The sequence below is a fragment of the Chitinimonas lacunae genome, from assembly GCF_042650885.1.
GTDB classification, from domain to species: Bacteria; Pseudomonadota; Gammaproteobacteria; order Burkholderiales; family Chitinimonadaceae; genus Chitinimonas_A; species Chitinimonas_A lacunae.
Genome location: NZ_JBHSBU010000002.1, coordinates 78396 through 97293, shown reverse-complemented (window position 1 = coordinate 97293; position 18898 = coordinate 78396). Strand labels below are relative to the sequence as shown.

General features: G+C 60.5%; 14 protein-coding genes. 11 read left to right on the top strand and 3 right to left on the bottom strand.

Going from position 1 to position 18898, the window contains the following annotated elements; genetic code table 11:
* Positions 1–105: 105 nt before the first annotated feature.
* A complete protein-coding gene (locus ACFOW7_RS20840; protein WP_378168303.1) occupies positions 106–1815 on the bottom strand; it encodes a tetratricopeptide repeat protein in 1710 nt (569 codons plus the stop codon).
* A 552-nt stretch (positions 1816–2367) separates the two neighbouring features.
* Between ACFOW7_RS20840 and ACFOW7_RS20835 the strand changes: the two genes are divergently transcribed.
* Entirely contained in the window at positions 2368–4881 is a 2514-nt protein-coding gene (locus tag ACFOW7_RS20835) for a hypothetical protein (RefSeq protein WP_378168301.1), read from the top strand.
* A 199-nt stretch (positions 4882–5080) separates the two neighbouring features.
* Entirely contained in the window at positions 5081–5758 is a 678-nt protein-coding gene (locus ACFOW7_RS20830) for a glycosyltransferase (RefSeq protein WP_378168299.1), read from the top strand.
* A 149-nt stretch (positions 5759–5907) separates the two neighbouring features.
* Here ACFOW7_RS20830 and ACFOW7_RS20825 read toward each other — a convergent pair whose 3' ends face one another.
* Positions 5908–7386 (bottom strand): reprolysin-like metallopeptidase, encoded by a 1479-nt coding sequence (locus ACFOW7_RS20825; protein ID WP_378168297.1) that lies wholly within the window; start codon positions 7384–7386, stop codon positions 5908–5910.
* A gap of 158 nt (positions 7387–7544) precedes the next feature.
* On the opposite strand from ACFOW7_RS20825, the gene ACFOW7_RS20820 reads away from it, so the two are divergent.
* Positions 7545–8255 carry a LuxR C-terminal-related transcriptional regulator gene (locus ACFOW7_RS20820; protein WP_378168295.1) on the top strand — a complete coding sequence of 237 codons (711 nt, stop codon included), beginning with the start codon at positions 7545–7547 and terminating at the stop codon, positions 8253–8255.
* Between the two features lie 93 nt (positions 8256–8348).
* Here the strand turns inward: ACFOW7_RS20820 and ACFOW7_RS20815 are convergent, their stop codons facing one another.
* Positions 8349–8513 carry a hypothetical protein gene (locus ACFOW7_RS20815; protein WP_378168293.1) on the bottom strand — a complete coding sequence of 55 codons (165 nt, stop codon included), beginning with the start codon at positions 8511–8513 and terminating at the stop codon, positions 8349–8351.
* Between the two features lie 339 nt (positions 8514–8852).
* Between ACFOW7_RS20815 and ACFOW7_RS20810 the strand changes: the two genes are divergently transcribed.
* The 8 genes from ACFOW7_RS20810 to rffA all read left to right on the top strand — a co-directional run bounded on the left by ACFOW7_RS20810 (position 8853) and on the right by rffA (position 18893).
* Positions 8853–10808, top strand: a complete 1956-nt coding sequence (locus ACFOW7_RS20810; protein WP_378168291.1) for a glycosyltransferase — start codon at positions 8853–8855, stop codon at positions 10806–10808.
* A gap of 5 nt (positions 10809–10813) precedes the next feature.
* A complete protein-coding gene (locus ACFOW7_RS20805; protein WP_378168289.1) occupies positions 10814–11188 on the top strand; it encodes a DUF2304 domain-containing protein in 375 nt (124 codons plus the stop codon).
* Between the two features lie 151 nt (positions 11189–11339).
* The gene (locus tag ACFOW7_RS20800; protein WP_378168287.1) at positions 11340–12350 is read left to right on the top strand and encodes a glycosyltransferase family 2 protein; all 1011 of its coding nucleotides are present in this window, start codon (positions 11340–11342) and stop codon (positions 12348–12350) included.
* A gap of 21 nt (positions 12351–12371) precedes the next feature.
* Positions 12372–14108, top strand: coding sequence for a hypothetical protein (locus tag ACFOW7_RS20795; protein ID WP_378168285.1), 1737 nt, complete (start codon positions 12372–12374; stop codon positions 14106–14108).
* 69 nt (positions 14109–14177) lie between these two features.
* Complete coding sequence (locus ACFOW7_RS20790; protein WP_378168283.1) at positions 14178–15962, top strand: carbamoyltransferase C-terminal domain-containing protein; 1785 nt, start codon at positions 14178–14180, stop codon at positions 15960–15962.
* 18 nt (positions 15963–15980) lie between these two features.
* On the top strand, positions 15981–17036 hold the full coding sequence (locus tag ACFOW7_RS20785) for a glycosyltransferase family 2 protein (protein ID WP_378168281.1): 1056 nt from the start codon (positions 15981–15983) through the stop codon (positions 17034–17036).
* A complete protein-coding gene (locus tag ACFOW7_RS20780) occupies positions 17033–17785 on the top strand; it encodes a GNAT family N-acetyltransferase (RefSeq protein ID WP_378168279.1) in 753 nt (250 codons plus the stop codon). The genes ACFOW7_RS20785 and ACFOW7_RS20780 overlap by 4 nt, the downstream gene beginning before the upstream one ends.
* The gene (gene rffA / locus ACFOW7_RS20775; protein ID WP_378168277.1) at positions 17763–18893 is read left to right on the top strand and encodes a dTDP-4-amino-4,6-dideoxygalactose transaminase; all 1131 of its coding nucleotides are present in this window, start codon (positions 17763–17765) and stop codon (positions 18891–18893) included. Before ACFOW7_RS20780 ends, rffA begins: the two co-directional genes overlap by 23 nt.
* Positions 18894–18898 lie beyond the last annotated feature (5 nt).

The following is an 18898-nucleotide window of genomic DNA, read 5'->3' as shown; positions in this document are numbered from 1 at the left end:
GCGGGCCTTGGCCGGCCTTGGCCAGAACGGGTGCGGGGCAATCCGGCAGGGCCGGCAGCGCGAGGCGGCGCCATCATAACACCTTCGCTGCCGGCCAAGTCCGGGCTAGCGCGGCAGATGCGGCGTCAGGGCAGTCAGCCCCTGGCGCGCCGGCTGGTAGTCAGGGTCAAGCGCCAGGGCGCGCCGATAATGTTCGGCCGCTGCCTGATGCTGGCCGCGGGCGGCTTCGAGCGCCGCCAGACTGCTGAGACCCTGTACATGACGCGGATTGAGATAAAGCAGTGCCTGCCAGTCCTGGATGGCGGCATCCAGCTCGCCCAGCCGGGTCTTGATGATGGCGCGGTTACCGAGCATATCGACCCTGAGCGCCAGCGGAAAATCAGGCTGTGACGAGGCCAGCGACTGGTCGAGCACACTCAGCGCCTGACCGAGCTCGCCCAGCATGATAAAGATACGGGCCAGCTGGTTGGCGGTATCGAGCGATAGGGTGACTGCGCCGCCCTGTTCGACCTTGAGGGCGTTGTTCAGTAGCCGCAGTGCTTTTTCGGTGTCGCCGCGCTTGATGTATTCCTCACTGAGCGCCAGCCACACCCGGCCGGCCTGCGGTGCCAGCTCGGCGTTCTTCTGATAGAAGCTGAACGGGTCGCGCCACTGGGCGTTGCGCACGAAAGTCATACCACCTAGCACCAGCGCCGGCACCAGCAGCAGCCAGGTCTGGCCGCGTGGCGACAGGTGGCGGGCAAGGAAGCGCCAGCCCAGCAGTGCCACCGCCAGCGCCAGTCCCCAATTAGGCAAATAGCTGCGATGTTCGAAAACCAGATCGCGGATCGGAAATATGCTCGATTCCACCGCATGGCTCAGGTAGTAGAACAGCAGGGCAAAGCTCAGCAATGGCACGATTTTGCGCAGCACAATCGCCAGAACGATCGCCGCAATATGGGCAAGCAAACAGAAAATTACTATGGCATTGAAGCTCGTGATTGGCTGTATGCCGTATTCCAATCTCAGTCCAGTTGGGAAAAAGAACTTGCCGATATATATGAACAGTGCCAGTGCCTGACTGCGGAAATAGTCAAGCCGGGAGATATCGCGGGTTTCGCGCAGCCGCTCGGCAATTTCGGGGCTGTAGAGTGCAAAGACGGTGGCCAGCGCTGCCAGCAGCAGCAGGCCGGCCGCGACCTTGCGGTTGTAGCGGCCGGCCGGCAGCACGGTCAGCTCGAGCAGCAGCAGGGCAAGCGGCAAGGTGGCGGCGTTCTGCTTCGACAGCAGCGCCGCTGCCGTCGCGGTGGCGCAGACCAGCAGCCACCAGGGCTGCCGGCGCTGCCGCGCCTGTAGGTAGGCCAGCATCGCCAGCAGATAGAACAGACCGGCAAGCAGGGCTGCCCGTTGCACGATATAGGTGACGGCCTGGGTCTGTAGCGGATGCAGGGCAAACAGCAGTGCCGTGGTGAGGGCGATCCAGTGCGCGGCCTGTTCGTCGTCCTGGCCGGCCGTAAGCCGCAGCGTCAGGAAATAGACCAGGACCGAGCTAATAATATGAATTAAAAGGTTAAATAGATGGTAGCCGCCCGGGTCCAAACCATTGAGCGAATAATTCAATGCCAGCGAGGCGTAGGGGATAATTCGTTCTGGTGAAAATTCCCAAAGGGCTTGCCAATTCAATCCCTGTTGAACGGCCGGATTGCCGATGATGGAGCCATAGTCATCGAAATAAAACGGTACGCCAAATGAATTGGAATAGGCCAGGCCGACCAATAATACCAGCAGGCCGAGAGCGAATAATCGCTGCCGGCTTGAAGAAGGAATGGCTTGCATGATGATCCTCTAGGCTGATCCGGCTGGATGCGAACAGGCAAGCCGGCTGCGGGGCTGAACCATAGCGCAAGCCTGCTGCGCTGGCAAAGCGCGCAGCATGGTTGTTCTTTGCAAAAACACCCCTCTGCTTTCAGTGAAGAATTTGCTAAGTGACGTTTCCGGGTCTATTTAGTACAGGTGTGCGCGAGGGCCTGCCCGGGCTTTATGTCATTTAACTATTTGATAGTTGGCAGGATTGGTTTGCAGTGTGATACCAGATCCTGTGGGCAAATAATCACTTTGCACTAGGCTGGTTTGACGTCATCTGGCGGGGGATGTTAGATTCCGGGATGCGGCGGGAAAGTCATCTCGCGCTGGCGGTGCACTATGATAGTAATTCGTGCATGACGCGGTAGGCATCCGTACCGCGGCAACACTGCCTTATCGGCCCGACGTCACGGCAGACGCGTACGGGACGACGGATGCGTGGTGACCGAGCAATCCGCTTCCAACACTTCAAATCGCAGGGTGTGGGAGCGCAGCTTTAACCAACCCTCAAGTGGAGAAAACCTAATGAGTCAACAATTCAAGCACAAAGCGATCGCTACGAGCGTCGTGTCCGCGCTGTCGCTGATTGGCGGCGCCGTCGCGATGGCGAATGGCTTCGCTGCGTCTACCAATGCTCTCGGAACCGGTCAATCGGCTGCCACTGTTAGTGCTGACAGCTCCGGTTTCGTTCCGGCCTCCTTCTATCTGAAGGAACAGGCTAACACCCTGGGCGGCTCGAACCTGTCGACCGCTGGCTACATCACCATCAAGCTGAACAACGCCCGCATCGAAGGCGGCGCTGCTGGCTACAGTGAAGGTGGTGCTACCTTCTCCGGCGCCAACTCCATCGGCAAGCTGGGCGATGTCGGTGCTACCACCTATGCTCCGCTGCTCCGCAGCGGTTCGGACGTGTTCGTGTCCGACACCACCAACGGCGCCAAGGTGTTCAGCCTGGGTGCTACCACCCTGAACACCGCCTTCGTTGACACGCTGGTTCAGTCGTCCGCCGGTACCATCGGCCGTCTGTACTACGACGCCACCAACAAGACCCGTTCGATCCTGCTGGCCGTTGCTCCGTCTTCCAACCTGGAAGAAACCCTGAGCATCCACTTCGCCAGCCTGGCTCCGCTGAGCAGCACCTCGGCCGGCGACGTGTCCGTGACGCTGGTTGACGGCTTCAGCGGCAGCAACACCACCGGTATCACCGGCGGCTCGCTGACCCTGGCCAAGCTGACCACCGACAAGACCGCCGTCAAGGGCGCCACCACCGTTCCGTCCGTGACCGCCAAGTCCAGCAGCGCCCAAGCGCAAGCTGGCGTGGAAGTGACTGGCGTGACCGGTGCTGCTTACACGGGTCTGTCCACCGGTACCCTCGAGCTCGAACTCGACAGCGGTGCTAAGTGGTTCCCGGGCCTGAGCACCACGCTGAGCGGCACTACCCAAGGTAGCGCTGGCTGGCTGTCCGTATCCGGCGTCTCGATCACCAAGATCGAAGGCGTTGGCACCGGCAAGATCGTGCTGACCCTGGGCGACACCTCGACCAGCGCAGCCTTCCATTCGGCTTCGCGTATCGAAGTGGTATCGAACTACGCCGCTCTGGATACCTCCGCCGTTGCTGGTTCTAGCACCATCAAGCTGTCGGTCAAGAGTACCGGTTCGCTGGCCTCGATCAACAGCCAAGTTTCGCTGGCCACTACCATCGAAGCTGGTGTGACCGCCAAGCTGGTCGACAAGGACAACAAGGACGTCACCACGCCGCAAGCGATCTTCGCTGGCCGCACCGGTGTCACCCTGGACAACTTCGTTCAGCTGAACGAGAAGTCCCCGCAATCGATCAAGCCCGGCATCCTGTTCACCGTCAGCCTCGACAAGGGTGCCCTGTTCAAGGCCTCCTCGACCCTGGCTTTCGGTAGCGACAGCGAAGGCAACGTCCCGACCCCGGCTTCGATCTCCGTGTCGTCGGCCACCGCTTCGGTGAACGCCAGCACCCAGACCTCCGACACCAAGACCCTGAGCCTCGGCTACTTCACGGTTGGCAACACCTCCAACAAGGTGACGCTGGACCTGAGCAATGCCACCGCCGGTGATCTGATGATGACCGTCAGCGGCAACGAACTGCCGAGCAACACCGTCAAGGTTGCTGAGATCAAGGCTGCTACCACCTCGTCGGTGACTGGCACTGCCGTGAACGTGATCATCAACGGCCCGGCTGTCGCCATGCCGGAAATCGTGATCGCCGAAACCGCCAAGGGTGCTCTGGATACCAGCGGTACCGTTGACAACCTGGCCATCCAACTGCCGACCGGCGTGGTGTTCGACAAGACCACCGCCCCGACCGTCAAGGTGTACAACAGCGCTGGTACCGAAGTCACCACCTCCAGCCTGATCACCGCTCCGGCCACCACCCACTTCGGCAACAGCGATCGCGACTACCGCATCGAACTGGGCGCCGGCTGGTCCACCGCTGCCGCCAACGGCCCGCTGACCATCAAGGTCTCTGGCCTGCGCGTCAAGGCTACCAGCTCCGCCGTCCATGGCGATGCCAACATCATCATCGGTGGCACCGATGAAGCCCTGACCAGCACTGCTGATTCCAAGCCGGCTTCCTCCACGGGCGCCAAGGCTTACAAGCAGACGCTGAAGTTTGGTTCGATCCTCAACGACACCACTCCGATCTTCGAAGTGACGCCGGTTGCTGATCAGACCAAGGCTACGCTGATCGGTAAGGTGGTTGCCTCGGGCATGCATCAAGGCAAGCCGGGCGCCGTGTACGCTGCTGTGATCTTCAACGGTTCGGTGTTCTTCCTGAACAGCTCCGGTTCGCTGGAACTGTACAACCCGTCCGTTGCTGCTCCGGCCTACTACACCGGCAACCTGAGCGAGCACACCGTGAACTTCATCACGACCCCGCTCGACCTGACTCCGTTCAAGGGCGCTCAGCTCCTGTTCGGCTACGGTCTGGGCCTGGCCCCGCTGGGCGATCCGTTCAAGCACATGATCGACAACGCCAACTACAAAGTGGTGTACACGGTCCAGTAAGCGGATTGCATCGCCACCTCGGGCAACCGGGGTGTGCGCTCAGCAATGCCATGAAAAGCCATCGGGCAACCGGTGGCTTTTTTCTATATGGCCTCAGGCCATTGATGTGACTTCGATCAAGCCTTGTTTCGGCCCGCTTTGTTAAGATAAGGGTCGATTCGCAACGATCTCCAGGCAACTTCTCCAAAAGGCTTATTCTATGATCCGAGTCTTTATCGGCTACGATGCGCGCGAGGCGGTCTCGTTCAGCGTGCTGTCGCACAGCATCCACCGTCACGCCTCCCAGCCGGTCAGCATCACGCCCCTGATGCTGTCTCAGTTGCAGGATGTCTTCACTCGTCCGCGCGATCCCCTGCAATCGACCGATTTCTCCTTCAGCCGCTTTCTCACCCCCTATCTATGCGACTATCAGGGCTGGGCGATCTTTACCGACTGCGACATGATCGTACTCGACGATATCGCCAAACTATGGGCACTGCGCGACGATCGCTATGCGGTGATGTGTGTCAAACACGAGCATAACGCGCGCGAAACCACCAAATTCCTCAATCAGCCGCAAAGCAAATATCAGAAGAAGAACTGGTCAAGCGTGATGCTGTTCAACTGCGCCCGTTGCCAGACACTGACGCCCGAATACGTGAACAGCGCCAGCGGACTGGAGCTGCACCAGTTTAAATGGCTCGAAGACGAAGGCTTGATCGGCGAGCTGCCGCAGCGCTGGAATCATCTGGTCGGCTACCACGAGCCGATGCCCGATGCGGCGCTGGTGCATTACACCCTTGGTGGACCTTATTTCAGGGACTACCACGGCTGCGAATACACCAGTGAATGGGAACACGAGCTGGCCCAGACGCTCAGGGTGGACCAGCGCGGTTGAGAACGGGGGGAATTCACTAGCAAAGGCAGAAAATATATAATTTTCTGTTTGAATGCGTCTGCACCTAGCGAAGGTTTTTCTTAAAATTTTATTAGATGACAGAAAACGACGCGATAACCTGACGGTATCGCGTCGTGATCGCACAAAGGTCAATAGCCGGCGTTGATCGCCTGGGTCAGGTAATGGCTAAGGTCGCCCATATCGGATAGCTGACCGGTATTGCCGTCGAGGAAATAGACTCGGTTGTTCTGGGTGCCCAGATAGGTGTTGCTGCCGCTGTAGTGGCGGTAATAGTAGCCGGCGCCCGTGAGGGAGTTGCTGTTGGCTGGGTAGAGCACACTGGAATAGGTCGCCTGGGCCCAATTGAACACCCGGTCGGAGTCGTTTGGTACGGCGACTTCCGCCATATAGGCCGCGACTGCGGCCTTGGTGTTATTGAGCGACAAGGCATTGTTGGCGCTGTTGCTGGCGTTTTCGTCCACGCCGCAAGGCGAGCTGCCGGGGCAGGTGACGTGAGGGTTGGAGAAATAGCCCACGACCGGCGAGATATAGCTCATCACGGTGCCAAACTGACCGGCGATGCCATGACCATAGGAATAGGGATAGGCCCCTTGAGTGCTGCTGTTGGCACGGTCGTGGCTCGATCCCATGTTATGGCCCAGCTCATGGGCATAGGTGTACTGCGAGCAGAAGAAATTACTGCCACCGGTATCGCGGCCATAGCCGACCACCGAATAACCGTAATCTCGCGATTGTGAAATCGGGTGGCCACCGCCACCACCTACCCAGGCAATCCCGCAGTTGCCCATGGCAGTGCGATTGAAGGGCTGGACATAGGTCACCAGATCGGCGCCGTACTGCTGGCGCAAGGACTTCAGATCACTGAAGGCCGGGTCGGTGCCGTAGGTCATTTCTTCAAGCGTGGTGGAGCTCGCCACCTGCTTGGTATACGACACCTGCAAGGTCTTGACCACCCGCAAGGTGATGCCGACCTGACTGTCTATATAAGCCTGGTTGGCTGCCAGGGTAAGCCCGTTGATGACGGTCTCGGGGTTGCCATAACGGCTGGCCAGCTCGGCCGGGTAGAGTACCAGCACATCGATCTGGGCCTGGGCGGTGCTGAAGCTGGAAGCGGGAGGTGTTTCGGGAACCGGGCTGTCGCTGCGCGGGTGGATCAGGCCATCATCGCCGCCGTGTTGCAGCGTCAGGCCACGACTGCGCACATCGATCAAGTTGGCGCTGTCAGCGGCAAATTGGTTGCCCGGAGACGGTTCGATCAGATATTCGCCGCGAGGAGTCAGGATGCGGCCACTCAGGCCATGGCTGCCCTGGGTCAGCAATACGCGGTAATAGGTTGGCTGGTCGACGAGATGACCGACCCAACTGCGGTCTCCGTTGGGATGGTGGACGATGCGGTCCAGTGCGGCGCGATGGCGACTGCCGTCGGGTAACTGGAAATCCAGCCGGTCGCCCGATTTGGCGCTGAACGCTGCTTGGCCATCCAAACGCAACAGGGCTTCCCCACGACTGGCGAAGCCCTGCTGTGACAGGGTAAACAGCTGTGCTGCATGGGCTGGCAGCGCCAAACCCAAGCCTAACAAAAGGGAAGCAAAACGCGGCGTCGACATGGTGACTCCTTGCGTAGTGGGTTGGCGGAAAATCGATACCAGTTATCGATACTATACCGCGCCAGAAGCCGATTCGCCGCCACGGCAAGCGGTCGTGACGATGGGACTGCGATATAATTCGCTGTTGATTATTCAGGAAATAACGATCGGATCGTCGAATGAGCCCGCTGGATCATATCTTCTCGAACGTTCTACAGGTGCAGACCGAGGACGATTTGAGGAAGGAAATGGTGGCCTTCGCCAAACGGATAGGTTTCGATTACGTCACCATTTTATGCGCGGTTGGCCAGGTCAATGGCGAGCACAAGCAATTTGCGCTGAATAACTATCCCGAGACCTGGGACGCTAACAATCCCGAAAATCTGAAACGGGATCCGATTGTCGCCAAACTCAAGTCTCTGAGGGCCAGGCCTACCCCGGTGCTTTGGGGGCCCGAACTCTATCAGGCCACCGATACCATGGATCTGTGGGAATCCGCCAGTGCCCATGGTTTTCATTCGGGCATCGCCACGCCGATTCTGACCACGCCCCATAAGCGAGTATTGGTTGGTCTGTCGCGCGATAAGGCGCTTGATAACGATCTGAGGGTGGTCCAGCATCAGGTGGGCGAGTTGTGCCTGTTTACCTCGTTTGCCCAATTGGTGGTCGATCGGATTTTCGACCTGGACCGTCTTATCCCTTCCCTGACCCGGCGTGAGCTTGAATGCCTGCAATGGACCGTGGAAGGCAAGACCGCTGGCGAAGTGGCGATTATCCTGAGCATGAGCGAGCGCACCGCCAACTTTCATCTACAGAACGCGATGAAGAAGCTGGGTGCGGCCAACAAATATCAGGCCGCGATGCGGGCTGCGCAATATGGACTGCTATAGGCTGGAATAATAAAAAAACGCACTCGTCGGTAAAGACTGGAGTGCGCTGTTTGATCAATCCCATGTTCGCCCCAATTTAAATGGGGTCGGATTTTAGAACCCTTGAGTTGGTATCGGCGGGGCGTCGGACTTTTCCTCGATAAACTTTGAGGCGGTGTTCTCCATAAACAGAGGTCCGCCGCCACCGACTTGTTCGAGCAGCTCTACGTCAAGTTCAACGCAGTCCGTTTCGTTGTGGGGGTTCTTGATGCTGGGCATTTCCTCTTCCTTTCCGGAGATTTACAACTTTGGCGAGCCGGAAGTACGGCCGCTATTCCAACTAATTTCGCCTGTTGGTACAACTGTCAGGCCTAACAGGTGCCTGAATTTACAGGCGGAAAGACAATCTTGTCGCAGTGCCTGGCCGGATGCAAAGCAAATATAGTACGACAGATCTGATTGTTGCATTTTGACCGGTATCGCTAATTTTTAAAATTAGCGGCCTGATCTTTATGGGCGAGCAAGTTGACTGGGTCAAGCTGCCTCGTGGCAACAGTTGCCCTGTTCTTTTCCTGGTAATTGCCCATACTGGCGCTGTTTCTCCCTTTTCTCCCTACCATGCCCCCTGCGATTTGCCCCGATCCGGTCCGTACCGAAGCCTTATCCATCACGCCTGCCGGGCAGGTACAGCCGATCGAGCCTGCCGGTTTGTCCTATCCCAAGGTGCTGCATATCGGCAAATACTACCCGCCGTTCTGTGGGGGCATGGAGCAGTTCCTGGCCGATCTGGTGGCGGCAGCGCCAGAAGGCTCCCAGTCGGTGCTGGTACATAATCATCAGAATCAAGCGTTGCCGGACCCGGTCTGGCTCTACCGCGCCCCGGTCTGGCGCCGCCTGCTGTTTACGCCGATCAGCTTTCACTTTCCCCGTTATCTCTTGCGGGCATTGCGTGAGCAGCAACCTGAAGTGTTGCATTTGCATCTGCCCAATCCAGCGGCCTTCTGGGTGCTGCTGCTGCCGGCTGCCCGCCGTCTGCCCTGGGTGGTCCATTGGCACTCCGATGTGGTGGCATCGCAGATCGCCCCGGGGCTGCGCTGGGCTTATCTGCTGTACCGGCCATTCGAGCGCTGGCTGCTGGCGCGCGCTGACCGCATCGTCGCCACATCGGCCGCTTATCTCGAAGCGAGTGAGCCGCTTGCACGCGAACGAGACAAGTGCCGGGTGGTGCCGCTGGGGTTCGATCGGGCCCGTTTACCCGCTCCCGGGCCTGACGAGGCCGATTGGGCCGCCAGTTGCTGGCCGACCACGGGATTGCGGCTGCTGACGGTGGGCCGGCTGACCTATTACAAGGGCCATGCGGCGCTGATCCGGGTATTGGCCGCGGTGGAAGACGCCCAGCTGCTGGTGGTCGGCGACGGCGAAGAAAGGGAAGCGCTCCAGGCGCTGATCGAGGAGCTGGGGCTTGGCAAGCGGGTACGGCTGATGGGCGGGTTGGATGATGCCCGACGTAATGCCCTGCTGGCCGACTGTGATGTGTTCTGTCTGCCCTCGATCGAACGCACAGAAGCGTTTGGGGTGGTGTTGATGGAGGCGATGCAGTATCGCCGGCCGCTGTTGGTCAGTGCGATTCCCGGCTCCGGCACGGCCTGGGTGGCCGGTGCAGCGGCGCTGGCGCTGCCGCCCGACCAGCCGGCGGCCTGGGCCGCAGCGCTTCGGCTGTTGCGCGACCCGCGGTTGCGGGCTGAGCTGGCGGCGGCAGCTGCTGCCCGTGTGGCCGGGCTGTTCGATATCGGCCAGGTGGTGCGTGGTCTGGAACAGGTCTACGCCGAGCTGTTCAAGTCGCCGCGGCAGTTGCCAAGCCGACCGATGATCGTGATTCCGGCGCGTGATGAGGCAGCGACGGTTGGAACGGTGGTAAGCCGGCTGCGTCAGCAGGGATGGCGCGACATCGTGGTGGTCAATGACCAGAGCCGTGATGACACTGCTGCCATTGCGGCAGCAGCTGGCGCTGCGGTGATTTCGCCGGTATTGCCGCAAGGCGCCTGGGGTGCCATGCAGACCGGCATCCGTTATGCACTTGGCCGTGGTTTTGATGCCGTGGTGACGATGGATGCCGATGGCCAGCACGACAGCCGCTTCTTACCGCTATTGCTGGACGGGCTGGCGCGGGCCGATATCGTGATCGGTTCGCACCCGGACCGGGTCAGTCCGGCGCGGCGCTTTGCCTGGAAACTCTTCCGCACCATCAGCGGTTTGGCGCTGCAAGACCTGACTTCGGGTTATCGCGCCTACAACCTGGCGGCGATGAAGGTAGTAGCCGGGGAGGAAGCGACCTTGCTCGACCATCAGGATATCGGCGTCCTGATCCTGGCCCGCAAGGCCGGGCTTGAAGCTTATGAGGTGCCGGTGACGATGTGCGCCCGCAGCGCCGGAGGGTCGCGGATCTTCCACTCCTGGTGGGCAATTTTCCTTTATATGATCGAGACGGTGTTATTATGCTGCGCGCGCTGGGGGGTCAAACCGCCACGCTGTCGATTGCGGCAGGTAAAGATCGATAAGCAAATCACCAGATGACTGGCGTGAACTCCTTGATTTTGACATCGACCGCGATAGGCGTGACACTTTGCGCCGTGATCGTATTCCTGGTCCGGCGCGATCATTTGCAGATCCGTCGAGCCTTGTTCTGGCTGTTGATCGCGGCAGGAGCGCTGCTGTTCGGTCTATTTCCACAATTATCTGACTGGTTGGCACAACGCACCGGTGTGGCCTATCCGCCTATGCTGGTGGCGGTGGCGGCGCTGGCTATCTTTGCGGTCAAGCTGCTGCTGGTCGATATGTCCAATACCCGGATGGAACATGACCTGCGGCGCCTGAACCAGCGACTGGCGCTCTACGAGGCCATGCTGGAATCGACCGGCCGCTCTGTGACCGACAGTGCGGTAGAACGTTCCTAAAACGTAGCAAAACGTTCCGCAGTTCGGGCGTTAGTGGTGATCTAAGCTGCAACGGCACTGGCCTGGAGCCTCTGTCGATATCGATTCAGGAATCGCTTGTTTTGCAGGCCCGGCATGCCGGCCCAATCCGAATCCACTGCAAGTCGAGAGCATGATCCAAACCATCGCCATCGTCGTTCCGGTGTTCCGGGAAGAAAAGAATCTGCGCAACCTGTATCAGCGGCTGGAACAGGCCACCGTACAGGTCCATGACGTGGCCTGGGAGTATATCTTCGTCAACGATGGCAGCCCCGATGATTCACTGACGGTGCTGCGTGAACTCGCTGCGCGCGACCAGCGGGTCAAGGTCATCGACTTCTCGCGCAATTTCGGCAAGGAAGTGGCCCTGACGGCCGGTGTCCATGCCGCCGACGCCGATGCCGTGATCTGTATGGATGCCGATTTGCAGCATCCGCCCGAACTGATTCCCACCCTGATCGATACCTGGCGCCGCAGTGGCGCCGAGATTGTCGCCACGGTCCGCACCGGTATCGACAAGCAGCCGCTGCTGCGCCGGATCGGCTCGCATGGCTACTACTGGCTGATGTCGCGTATCTCGGGACTCGACATGATGTCGCAGACCACCGATTTCCGCCTGTTCGATCGCAAGGTAGTCGATGCCTTCCGTGGCGTGACCGAACGCCAGCCGATGTTCCGCGGCATCATGGACTGGATGGGTTTTCGCAAGGTCTATGTCGAATTCCATGCTGGTGCCCGCGAAGCCGGGGTGGCCGGTTATTCCTATCGGCAACTGCTGCGGCTGGCCGTATCGAGCATTACCTCGTTTTCCCTGTTTCCACTGCGGCTGATCGGCTATCTGGGGGTGTTGATCACCCTGTTGAGTGGCGGTCTGCTGACCTGGATGCTGTGTTCCTATTTCCTGCTTGGCCAGCATATGTATACCCCGCTGGCCATTGTGGTGGTGGCCAATACCTTCTTTATCGGCGTCGTGCTGATGGCCATGGGCCTGATCTCGCTCTATATCGGCACCATCCATACCGAGGTGATCAACCGTCCCCTCTATATCATCCGCGAGCGGCTGAATTTCGGCAGCGAGGCGGCGCCGCCACGGCGGGCAGCCAATAGCGGGGCGCGACTGGCGCCGGTCGATCCGCTGTCCTGAGCGTCCACGGAAAAACGCCGTATGACCGTCGAAGCCGGTGTGGCCTGGAAGCGCCACGCATTTGCCCTGACCCTGTTTGTGGTTCTCACGCTTGCCCTGTTCAGCCATCGCTGGCTGACGGTGGACCCGTTCTCGGTCTATTCGATGCCCGATGTCGATACCGACGGTACCCTGTGGTTCATCTGGCTCAAGACCCACTCGAACCATCTGTTCGACGGCATCGGCCTGACCGGGACGATGAGCTATCCGTTTGGCTTCGATCTGTCGCCGTTCCCGTTTGACAATCTGATCGACGACCTGCGTGCAGCGGTGGTCAAGCTCGCCGGCGGCGACTGGCGCACCCTGGTGTTCGTGATCAATGCCTCGGCGCTGCTGGCCTATCCGCTGACGGCCTACACCATGTATCTGCTGTGCTGGCATCTGACTCGTGACCAGCTGGCTTCCGTGCTGGGCGCCATCGTCTTCGGCTTTGCCGGCTACTTCCTGATGCTGTCGCGCGGCTCGATGGCCAACAACCATTTCTGGTTGGTGCCGCTCGTCTATCTGTTCTTCCTGCGTTATCTCGAAAGTGGCCGGATAAGCCAGTTAGTGCTGTCCTGTCTGCTGACCGGCCTGCAATTCCGGATCAATCCCTACTGGTCGTTTTATGGCTGGCTGTTTACCCCGGTGCTGATGCTGGCCCAGCCCTGGCCATGGCGGCAGTTGCTGCGGCGGTTCAGTCTGTATGCACTGCTGAGCGGGGTGTGCCTGTTCCTGCTCAATATCCAGTTCATTCAGCAGCAGTGGTATCTGATCACCAACCCGGTGATGGCCGGGCTGGTGCGCCCGGCGGGTGATCTGCTCGGTGCGATCTTTCCGCAAGGGGCGCTGTTGATGCCCGGAATCCGCTCTAAGCTCTATCCGTTCTCGGCCCCGATGGATGTCGGCGCCTTCCTCGGCTATTCGCTGCTGACGCTGATCACTCTGGGCTGCCTTGGCCGTCGCTACTGGCGCTCGTCCTACTGGACGCCCTTCATGGTGTGCTTTGTGCTGGCCGTGGCGCTGTCGTCCTATGTGCCGGCGCTATTGCCGCTCAATCAGATCTATTTCTTCTTCTTCGATATGTTCCGGGGCGTATCGCGGGTGGTGCAGCTGGCAGCCTTCTTCGGTGGCCTGCTGATCGCCCTGATGGTGGCCGCCCGGCCCGAGCGTGGCCGCTGGGCCTATGTGGCGGCGGCCGCTTTTGTGGCGCTCTATCTGCTCGAAGTCTATCCGGGCTCGCCCACCTTGAAGCAGAAGACCGATCTGGGCCAGGTCGCACGGATCTACGAGAGCCTGGCACGCGATAAGCAGGTCAGCGCCATCGCCAGCTACCCGATGACTTATTACAACCTGAGCTGGGGCACGGCGCCGCTCTATGAAGTGGTGGGACAGGTGATCCATCGCAAGCCGATCGCCGGTGCCAAGGATCTGCGGCTGTTCCAGCGCGACGGCATGGCACGGCCGCTGCTGGGCGAGATCGACAATCCGCTGACCATCGACAATCTGGCTCGCCATGGCATCAACCGGATCGTGATCTACAACCGGGTGCTTGAGCAGGCGCCGCGTATCAATGCGCAATTGTCGGCCGATCCGCGACTTGCCTTTCTGGGCCGCCACAGCCTGCCCGAGCGCGAGTGCGGGGTGTCGCTGTTGTGCCGTTCGCTGGATATCAGCGTGTACGAGATCAAGACGGCCGTCAGGCTGCCGCCTGGTCTGCTCGACCCGGCCGGCCGCTAGCGGGAGATTTTGTTTCGGCGGCGCTGTTCCGGCATCGGGGCGCGGCCTTATCTGTAGTGCGAGAGAAAGATGATGAGCGACGATCAACTGATTTTGGGCATTGCCCCGCAGCACACCTCTTCGGTCTGCGTGCTGGACCGTCAGCGCCGGCTGCTGTTCGCGGCTTCTGAAGAGCGCTTCAATCGGATCAAGTGCTACAGCTCGGTGCCGCTGCGCGCACTGGAGTATGTGGCCCGTCATTTCGATGTCAGTCGGATCAAGACGGTGGCGATCGCCGGTGGCCACCAGTTCCGTAAGATCGACTTTATGAGCCCGGACGAGCAGGAGAAATGCCTGCGCAACCCGTTCAATGTGCGCCGCTTCCTGTCGAACCAGGACGGTATCGCCGAGTGGCAGGCCCTGCTGGGTCGGCTGGGGATCAAGGCCAGCTTGCACTGGTATGACCATCACCAGTGCCACGCGGCCAGTGCCTACTATGCCTCGGGGATGGAGCGGGCGCTGGTGGTGACGCTCGATGGCGGCGGCGATGGTCTGTCGGCCACCGTGGCCCATGCCGAGAATGGCGAGATCAAGCGGGTGGCGGCTTTTGACGAGAAGGTGTCGGCGGGCTTTTTCTATGGCGCCGTGACATCCGGCCTCGGTTTCCGGATTTTCCGTCATGAAGGCAAACTGACCGGGCTTGCCGCCTATGGCGACCGCAACAAGCTCTATCAGCGGCTGCACGATCTGTTTGCGGTCGATATCCGCAATAACCAGCTCAGTATCCGCGCCAAGCTGGTCGAGAATATGTTCACTCCCACCTGGCCGGCCGATCAGCTGTTCCAGGCCAGCACCTACTTCAAGTTCCTGCGTGGCGGCCTGACCATGCAGCAGATGAAGGACCAGCTCAACAACTACAAGCCGCGCCAGGCCTTCGAGAAATACTTCAAGGGCGAGACCTATACCCGCGAGGATATGGCCGCCGCCGCCCAGGCAGTGCTCGAAGACAATGCCATTGCCCTGGTGCGTCACTACCTCGATCAGACCGACTACGACTGTCTGGCGCTGGCCGGCGGCGTGGTGGCCAATGTGAAGATGAACCAGTACCTGTTCAATATCGAACGGGTCAAGAAGATCTTCGTGGCCCCCTATATGGGCGACGAGGGGCTGTGCGTCGGGGCGGCCTATCTCAATCTGAAGGAGCTTGACCCCTCGTTCCGTGGCCGCCAGATCGAGACCATGTATCTGGGCCCGTCCTACGATGCCGGCCAGGTCGAGCAGGCGCTACAGCGCCACGGTGTGCAGCGCTTTGAACGGATCGACGATATCGACGCCCGCGCCCGCCGGATTGCCGAACTGCTGGCCGAAGACAAGGTGGTGGGCCTGTTTAGCGGCGGGATGGAATTCGGCCCGCGGGCCCTGGGTGCGCGCAGTGTGCTGGCTCAGGCCAAGCAGTACGGTATCAACGACAGCCTCAACAAGCGGATGAACCGCTCCGAATTCATGCCGTTTGCCCCGGTCATGCAGCACGAGAAGGCCCATGAGGTGCTCGAAGGCAAGATCAGCGGCTCGGAATTCGCCGCCGAATTCATGACCATCACCTATCGGGTCAAGGACAAATACCGCGAGATGGCACCCGCCGTGGTCCATGTTGATGGTACGGCCCGGCCGCAGCTGGTGCGCGAGCAGAAGCATCCGCTCTACTACCATATCCTTGGCCATTACGAGCGGCTGACCGGCATTCCGATCCTGGTCAACACCAGCTTCAATATGCACGAAGAACCCATCGTCCATACCCCCGAAGACGCGATCAAATCGTTCCAGATCAATTGCGTCGACGTGCTGGCGATCGAAAACTTCGTGATTACCCGCTAGCACCGGAGACTGGCCGCCATGGACTATCCATTGATCAGCGTGGTGATTGCCACCTACAACTCGACCAAGCTTCTGCCGGTAGTGGTCGGGGCGTTGCGCCGCCAGCGCTATCCGCAGGACCGGATCGAAATCCTGGCAGTTGATGGCGGCTCGACCGACCATACCCGGGCCATGGCGGCCGAAATGGGCTGTACGGTGCTCGACAACCCGCTGACCGAACCGGTCAACGCCAAATATGTGGGGTTTCAGGCCGCGCGCGGCAAATACCTGATCTATCTCGACCACGACGAGGAAATCGTCAATCCCGATGCGTTCGCTGAGGTGGTGGAGACCTTCCGTCGCCATCCTGGCGTGCGCACCGTCGATAGTTCGGGTTATCTCAATCCTGAGGGCTACCCGATCGTCAACGAGTACATCAACGAGTTTGGCGAGCCGTTCTCGTTCTTTATGTACCGGCAGTCGCGCGGCATGGGCTTTCATCTGCCGGCGGTGGCGCGGCGCGCGCCGGTGGCGGCCGACGATGAGCTGGCCACGGTGTTTGCGGCCTCGCCCGCCAACAATGTCCTGTTTATCGAGAATCTGGCGGCGGCCGTCACCACCGATCTGGAATTCGTGCGCGAGCAGATCCCGATCCGTCAGGCACAGGACCTGTGCCATCTGTTCTTTCTGCTCAACGCCGCCGGCGCGGGCTTTGCGGTGGCCAAGCGCCATCCGCTGCGCCACTACTCGGGCGATAACTGGGGCAAATTCCTGGCCAAGATCCGCTGGCGGATCAAGAACAATGTGCACCATCTCGACCAGGTGGGCGCCGCCGGCTTTCATGGCCGTCAGTCGTTCCAGCCGCGCGGACTGCGCTACAAGAAATTCCTGTTCCTGCCCTATGCCTTCTCGCTGGTGTTGCCGCTGCTCGATGCCCTGTGGCTTGCGGCGACCCGGCGTCAGGCACTGTATCTGAGCCATCCGGCGCTGACCCTCTACACCGCCTGCCAGATCGTCTACCACGTCGGCCTCAAGGCGCTTGGGCGGCGGCCGGATATGAAAAGCTACGACGAAAAGACCCTGATCAAGCGATGACGGCCGAACTGTTCTCCCCGCTCGATAGCGCCCGTTTCGGTCTGCGGGTCGGCAAGGCGTATCCGCTGTGCGCCGCCACCTTGCCGACCGTGCTCGAACAGTGTCGCCAGGAAGGCTTGCAGCTGCTGCTGGCGCGTTGTCCGACCGAGGACGGGGAGAGCGTGCGGGCACTCGAAGCGGCCGGGTTCCGGCTGATGGACACCCTGGTGTATCTGCGCCGCCCCTTGAGCGAGTCCGATCTACAGACGGTCGCCACCGTGCGGCCGGCCCGTCCGGACGATGTGCCGCTGCTGGCCGATGTGGTGCGGCGCACCTTTACCAGCTATGTCGGCCACTACCACGCCGATGGCCGGCTCGATCGCGCGCAGGTCGAGCAGATCTATCCCGACTGGGCCTGCCGGGCCGTGACCGTCGAAGGGGTAGCCGATCAGGTATTGATAGCCGAGCACGCGGGCCAGTTGGCCGGTTTTGCGGTGCTCAAAAGACTCGATGCGGAGCGCTGTGATGGCCTGCTCTATGGAGTTGATCCGCGCTGGCGTCGTCTGGGTCTGTATCGCCAGTTGCTGGCCGCATCGTTTGCCTGGGGGCGCCGGATCGGTTGCACGGCGATGGAATACTCGACCCAACTGAGCAATCTGCCGGCGCTGCGCACCGTGATCAGACAGGGCTTTGTGCCCGAGCGCTCCTTGCATACCTTCCACCGCTGGTTCGACGGAGACGGACGAGATGACCGCGATACCCTTCAATAAACCGTTTATGACCGGCCGCGAACTCGACTACATCCGCGAGGCGGTCGAGTCGGGCAAGATCTCGGGCAATGGCCTGTTTACCCGACGCTGTCATGAGCTGATGCGGCGCCGCTTCGACTTCCATGCGACTCTGCTGACCTCGTCTTGCACCGACGCGCTGGAGATGGCGGCGATACTGGCCGGCATTGGTCCGGGCGACGAAGTCATCATGCCGTCCTATACCTTTGTCTCCACTGCCAACGCCTTTGTGCTGCGCGGCGCGCGCATCGTATTTGCCGACAGCGAACCGGGAACGCCCAATATGGACTGCCGGCAGGTCGAGGCGCTGATCACCGCGCGCACCCGGGCCATCGTGCCGGTCCACTATGCCGGCGTTGCCTGCGATATGGACCCGCTGCTCGAACTCGCCCGGCAGCACGATCTGCTGCTGATCGAAGACGCGGCCCAGGCGATCGACGCCTACTACAAGGGCCGGCCGCTTGGCGGCATCGGCGCGCTGGGTGCCTTTTCCTTCCATGAAACCAAAAACATCATCTCGGGCGAGGGCGGCATGCTGACCGTCAACGAGCCGTCACTGAGCGCCCGGGCCGAGATCGTATGGGAGAAGGGCACCAATCGCTCGGCCTTCTGGCGCGGCGAAGTCGATAAATACGGCTGGGTCGATATCGGCTCGTCCTTCCTGCCCTCCGATATCACCGCCGCCTTCCTCTATGCCCAGCTCGAACAGCTGGACGCGATCCAGCAGCAGCGCCGCCTGCTGTGGGAGCGCTACCGGGCAGCGCTGGCGCCGCTGGGCGAGCAGGAGCGGGTGCGGCTGCCCCATGTGCCTGACTACGCCAGCAATAACGCCCATATGTTCTATCTGGTCTGCCGCAATCTCGACGAGCGCACGGGCCTGATCGACCATCTGAAGTCGCAGGGCATTCATGCGGTCTTCCATTATCTGAGCCTGCACCGCAGCCCTTATTACGCTCCCCATCACGACGGCCGCGAACTGCCCTGGTGCGACCACTACGCCGACACCCTGGTGCGGCTGCCGCTGTTCCATGAATTGAGCCTGGAGCAGGTGGACCGTATCGCTGCCGCCATCCACGATTTCTACGGCTGAGCCAG